The organism is Burkholderia sp. LMG 13014 (assembly GCF_905232215.1).
Taxonomy (GTDB): Bacteria; Pseudomonadota; Gammaproteobacteria; order Burkholderiales; family Burkholderiaceae; genus Burkholderia.
In genome coordinates, this window is the sequence record NZ_CAJNKE010000983.1 from 1 (window position 1) to 1,389 (window position 1,389).

The following is a 1,389-nucleotide window of genomic DNA, read 5'->3' on the forward strand; positions in this document are numbered from 1 at the left end:
AGCAACCGCACATAGTCGGAAAAGACGATCGAGGCCCGCTCGATGCGCGGGCGCTGCACGTAGTGCAGCAGCACGGTGAGCGAACAGGCGAGCGACAGTGCGACGAGCGCTACCAGCAGCGCGATGTTGCGCGCGAGCAGCGAGCGCGGCAGCGGGATGCGCATCACGGCTCGACGCCGGCCACCAGCATGTAGCCGATGCCCCAGACGGTCTTGATGAAGCGCGGCTTGCCGGGATCGTCCTCGACGATCTGGCGCAGCCGCAGGATCTGCACGTCGACGCTGCGGTCGAGTGCGGCATGGTCGCGGCCGCGCGCGCGGGCGAGCAGATTCTCGCGGCTCACCGCGCGGTTCGGCGACGAGCCGAGTGCGTGCAACAGCAGCATCTGCGCTGAATGAATCTCGACCGGCTTGCCATCGCGCATCAGCGTCTGCTGGCCGACGTCGAACGTGAATGCGCCGAAACGCAACCGCTGCGACGTGACCGTCGGCTCGCCGGCCGCCATCTTCTGCCGCCGCAGCAACGCGCGGACGCGGGCCACGAGTTCGTCGGGGAGAAACGGCTTCGCCAGGTAGTCGTCGGCGCCCGTCTCGAGGCCGACGACCTTGTCCGCGGCGTCGCCTTTCGCGGTGAGCATCAGGATCGGCAACGTCTGGCCTTCGGCGCGCAGGCGCCGGCACACGCTCAGGCCGTCCTCGGGCTCCATCATCAGATCGAGCACCAGCAGGTCGTACGGTTCGCGTTGCAGCAGGCGGTCGAGCCGCTTGCCGTCGGCGACCGCGCGCACCTGGAAGCCGTGGCCGGTCAGGAAGCGCTGCAGCATGTTACGCAACTCGGCTTCATCGTCGAGCACGACGATCCTGCAGGACTGTTCCATCGCTTGCCTCCCGGTGGCTTGCGCGGCCGGATGCTCGGGCGGGTTCAACGGGCCGCCATGCGCTGGCGCATGAAACCGGCGAGCTGCTCGAGCGTGACGTAGCCGTTGTGCTGCGTATCGATTTCGTCGAAGTGCTGCGCGACCATCGGCATGCCCGCGGCGGCCTGCTCGCGGGTGAGCTTGCCGTCGTGCGTCGTGTTCGCGCTGGCGAAGCGGGTCTGCAACTGCATCAGCGCACGCTCGACGCGTGCACCGCCGTTCGCCGCGCCGGGCGGCACCTGCTGGGCCGATGCTGCTGCTGAGACGATACACAAAACGACGACGGCAATCATCTTCTTGATGGACTTCATGGGGTTTCTCCTTGCGTGGCCGACGGTCTGCGCCGGCCGGGTGGTTGATGAAACGAATGGAAAACGAAACGAAGCGGCGCCGGGTCAGGCCCAGTGCGCGGGCACCCATACGCGGCCGGCCCAGTGGGCGGGTACCCAGATGACGGCGCGCGGCGGGTGGGC

General features: G+C 68.1%; 2 protein-coding genes and 1 pseudogene. All 3 read right to left on the reverse strand.

What is annotated here, in order from left to right; translation table 11 throughout:
* Positions 1-164, reverse strand: a pseudogene (locus tag JYJ84_RS38175) (two-component sensor histidine kinase); the annotation flags it as partial.
* Positions 164-877, reverse strand: coding sequence for a response regulator (locus tag JYJ84_RS36735; protein WP_175220223.1), 714 nt, complete (start codon positions 875-877; stop codon positions 164-166). The gene JYJ84_RS36735 and the pseudogene JYJ84_RS38175, both read right to left, overlap by 1 nt.
* 44 nt (positions 878-921) lie before the next feature.
* The gene (locus tag JYJ84_RS36740) at positions 922-1,227 is read right to left on the reverse strand and encodes an EF-hand domain-containing protein (protein ID WP_122947597.1); all 306 of its coding nucleotides are present in this window, start codon (positions 1,225-1,227) and stop codon (positions 922-924) included.
* Positions 1,228-1,389: the final 162 nt, after the last annotated feature.

Excerpts from the sequence above, each read along its gene's own strand:
- JYJ84_RS36735 (WP_175220223.1), bottom strand. The coding sequence starts at position 877 with ATGGAACAGTCCTGCAGGATCGTCGTGCTCGACGATGAAGCCGAGTTG.
- JYJ84_RS36740 (WP_122947597.1), bottom strand. The coding sequence starts at position 1,227 with ATGAAGTCCATCAAGAAGATGATTGCCGTCGTCGTTTTGTGTATCGTC.